This window comes from Streptomyces sp. E11-3, assembly GCF_046540415.1.
GTDB lineage: Bacteria > Actinomycetota > Actinomycetes > Streptomycetales > Streptomycetaceae > Streptomyces.
This window is the reverse complement of the sequence record NZ_JAZGRL010000015.1, coordinates 1-3,811: the sequence shown is the minus strand read 5'-3', so window position 1 is coordinate 3,811 and position 3,811 is coordinate 1. Positions and strand designations below refer to the sequence as shown.

Sequence of the window (3,811 nt, the reverse complement as noted above, 5' to 3'; positions counted from 1 at the left end):
GCGGGCGGGCGGGCGCGGGGTCGGGTGCCGGATTGGGGTCTGGCTCGGGCACCGGGTCGGGTGCGGGCTTGGGTTCTGGTTCGGGTGCGTCACCGGGAGCCTCGGCCGCGGGTGTGGCCGACTCAGGCGCGTCGTCGGCCGGTTCCTCCGGTTCGGCGGGCGTGCCTGCGGTGTCGGTCACGTCGGCGTCCACTCCTGGCATCGGCGGCGTACTGCGTTTCCCGGGGGATGACCCCCGGACCCCCCAGCCGGACAAGCAGGTCAGCCAGGCAAGTCGGTGTGGACATCGCCGGGCGAACCTGGGTAGTACGGCGTACTGCTACCGACAATGCGGCCCGCGCGCGGTACGGGCCTGCGGACCCGGCTCCCCGTGCGCCGGACGGGTGGACTTTCCCCTCCGGGGGACCGATCAGCGCACGGTCACGTCTGATGGACCGATCAGCGCGCGGTCACGTCTCAGTGCACGCCCACGTCGACCCGCTCGCTCTCCACCCGCTTCTCCAGACCGCCCGCACCCAGCTGGTCGAGGTTGCGGCACAGCACCACGGACCCGCCCGTCGCGAGCGGCGCGTACAGCCCGGCCGACAGCCCGTCCCAGGTGTCGTACGGCCGCGAGGACAGCAGCCGCGCCCCCGACGCCAGACCCAGGTCCCGCGCGTCGGCGACGGCTCGTGCGACCAGCTCGGTCCCCGTCAGTTCCGTACCGCCGACGGCCAGCGCCGGTGCGCCGGGGTCGACGGGCGCGTACGGGGCGAAGCGGTCGCCCTGGCCCGGTACTTCGACCGCGTAGTCGAGGAAACCGGACGGCGGCTGCGGGAAGCGGCCGCCCAGCGGGCGCAGCGCGAGCGCCACCCGCTCACCGGAGCAGGCGCGGGCCGATTCCAGGGTGTCGGGGCCGCTGACGACCAGGTCTGCGTCGGCCGGGTCGCCGCCGACGTCGGCGAGCACGCCCACCGACGAGCAGGCGAGCAGCCACACCGCCGTCTGCCAGTGCGCGGGCAGCAGCAGCGCGAGCCGGTCGCCGGGCTCCGCGGCGAGGTCGCCCTGGAGCAGATTGGCGGTCTTGGCCACCCAATTGGCGAAGGTGGCCACGGACAATTCGACGCGCTCGCCCGTCGCGTCGTCGTAGAAGGTCACCAGGGGGCGCCCGGGGTCCGCGGCGAGCGCGGATCGCAGCAGGTCGGCGGGGGTGCGGTCGGTCGCGTTCACGCGGCCAGCGTACGCGGCGGCAGTGGCCGGGTGCGTGCGGGTGGCGGAGCGCCACGCGCGCGTGGAACCGGCGCACCGTCAATTCCCCGATGTGCGAAGCCGACTGGTTGCCCGCACGATCGACGCCATGCGTGGATTCCTTGCTTCCTCGATCGGTGTCACCTGCGCCGCCGCCCTCTGTCTGCCGCTCGCTCTTCCGGCGGGAGCCCAGGCGGCGGCGGCCCGGGGCGCCGCCCCCGTCTCCGAAATCTCCGCAGGCGTCGATGACGCCGTCGCCGGCGCCACCCAGTCACTGCGGCTCGGACCGCTCGGCACGGACCGTGCCCTGGGCGGCGGCGCCGCGCGCCACCAGGGCATCGCGCCACGCGACGTACGGCCGTTCTCGCTGGTCGGCGTCGTCTGGGACGACGCGGACGCCGAACTCCACGGCCGGGTCCAGGTCCGTACCCGTGCCGCCGACACCACCACCTGGTCCGACTGGCAGGACGTCGAGACGCACAACAGCGAGCATGCCGCCGACCCGGGCAGCGCCGAGCGCGATGCGGGCGAGCGGCGCGGTGCCACGGCCCCGCTCTGGGTGGGTGACTCCGACGGCGTCGAGGTCCGGGTACGGGCCGAGGACGCGGTGGGCGAGTCGGTGGGGGAGTCCGATCGCGCGGCGGGCCATCCGGCGGGCCACGCCGCACGGCTTCCCGACGGGCTGCGCCTCGAACTCGTGGACCCGGGCGCCGGTACGGTGCCCGAGAACGCCCTCGCCGACGACCCGCAGGCCCAGGGCGCCCCGGCCGACACCGCCGGTGTCCTGACCGCCGAGACCGCCGCCAGCTCCGCCGTCAACGCCCAACTCGCCCCGCTCGGCGCCTCGGTCATTCCCGAACGCACCAAGAAGCAGACCGAGGCCGACCTGGCCGACGCCCGCGGCGAGGTCGCCCAGAAGCCGTACATCGGACCGCGCCCGCGCATCATCACCCGCAAGGGCTGGGGCGCCAACGAGCGGCTCCGCGAGCGCAGCTTCCTCTACACCAGGACCGTCAAGGCGGCCTTCGTCCACCACAGCGCCACCGGCAACAACTACACCTGCGCCCAGGCGCCTTCGGTGCTGCGCGCCATCTACCGCTACCACGTCGTGAGCAGCGGCTGGCGGGACTTCGGCTACAACTTCGCCGTCGACAAGTGCGGAAACATCTACGAAGGCCGGGCCGGGGGCGTGACGAAGCCCGTCATGGGCGCGCACACCCTCGGGTTCAACCGCAACAGCACCGGCATCGCCGTCCTCGGCACCTTCACCAGCAAGAAGCCCTCCGCGTCCGCCGTGAACGCGGTCGCCAAGCTCACCGCGTGGAAGCTCGGCCTCTACGGGCGGAACCCGAAAGGCAAGACCTATCTCACGTCCGGGGGTAGCAATCTCCACAAGAAGGGGAAGAATGTCCGCCTCAACGTGATCTCCGGTCACCGCGACGGCTTCGCCACCGAATGCCCGGGGCGCCGGCTCTACGGCAAGCTCGGCACGGCTCGGAGCACCTCGGCCCGACTCCAGGGCAGGTGACCTCCGGGCCACCGGGCCCGCGGGGCGGTGCGGCCGGGGAACACCCTCACTCGGCCGCACTCTCGGGCCCCGGCAGGAAGCAGAGACCGCATTGGCTGCACATTCGCCGAACATGGCGCCGGAAGCGATCCTCCTGGTCGGCGGAAAGGGCACCCGCCTCCGCCCGCTCACGGTCCACACCCCCAAGCCCATGGTTCCGGCGGCGGGTGTGCCGTTCCTGACCCATCAGCTGGCGCGCGCCAGGGCCGCGGGTGTCGAGCACATCGTCCTCGCCACCTCCTATCTGGCCGAGGTCTTCGAGCCGTATTTCGGCGACGGGTCGTCGATGGGCCTGCACCTGGAGTACGTCACCGAACGGGAGCCGCTGGGTACGGGTGGCGCGATCCGCAACGCGGCGTCGCATCTCCGCTGCCCGGATCCGGACGCCGCTGTGTTGATCTTCAACGGTGACATCCTGACCGGCCTGGACATCCCCGCCCTGGTCGCCACCCACGAGACCTCGGGCGCGGATGTCTCGCTGCACCTCACGCGGGTCGAGGACCCCAGGGCGTACGGGCTGGTCCCCACCGACCCGTCGGGCCGGGTGACGGCCTTCCTGGAGAAGCCGCAGACGGCGGCGGAGATCGTGACCGACCAGATCAACGCGGGCGCGTACGTCTTTCGGCGCTCGGTCATCGACACCATTCCCGTCGGGCGCCCGGTCTCGGTGGAACGCGAGACCTTCCCCGAACTGCTGTCCTCGGGGGCCCATCTCCAGGGCATGGTCGACTCCACGTACTGGCTGGACCTGGGCACCCCGCAGGCGTTCGTCCGGGGCTCGGCCGACCTGGTGCTCGGGCGCGCGCCGTCCCCCGCGGTGCCGGGCCGTCGCGGGGACCGGCTGGTGCTGCCTTCCGCGTCCGTCGCGCCCGACGCCAAGCTCACCGGGGGGACGGTGGTCGGTGCGGCCGCGGTGGTCGGCTCGGGGGCACGTGTCGTGGGCAGTACGGTCCTGGACGGCGCCGTGGTGGAACCGGGCGCCGTCGTCACGGACTCGCTGATCGGGGCGGGGGCGCG

3 protein-coding genes and 1 pseudogene are annotated in these 3,811 nt (G+C 73.2%); 2 read left to right on the top strand and 2 right to left on the bottom strand.

The window, feature by feature from the left end:
• Both U9R90_RS34160 and U9R90_RS34155 read right to left on the bottom strand, forming a co-directional pair.
• Positions 1-181, bottom strand: a pseudogene (locus U9R90_RS34160) (two-component sensor histidine kinase); the annotation flags it as partial.
• 275 nt (positions 182-456) lie between these two features.
• Positions 457-1,209 (bottom strand): TIGR03089 family protein, encoded by a 753-nt coding sequence (locus U9R90_RS34155; protein ID WP_411061200.1) that lies wholly within the window; start codon positions 1,207-1,209, stop codon positions 457-459.
• Positions 1,210-1,336: 127 nt separating this feature from the next.
• Between U9R90_RS34155 and U9R90_RS34150 the strand changes: the two genes are divergently transcribed.
• Positions 1,337-2,755 (top strand): peptidoglycan recognition protein, encoded by a 1,419-nt coding sequence (locus tag U9R90_RS34150; protein ID WP_411061198.1) that lies wholly within the window; start codon positions 1,337-1,339, stop codon positions 2,753-2,755.
• 112 nt (positions 2,756-2,867) lie between these two features.
• Positions 2,868-3,811 (top strand): sugar phosphate nucleotidyltransferase (locus U9R90_RS34145; RefSeq protein WP_411061196.1); only part of this gene is annotated, 944 nt, incomplete at its 3' end.

Bases quoted from the DNA above. Each gene is read 5' to 3' on its own strand.
- U9R90_RS34150 (WP_411061198.1), top strand. From the start codon at position 1,337: ATGCGTGGATTCCTTGCTTCCTCGATCGGTGTCACCTGCGCCGCCGCC.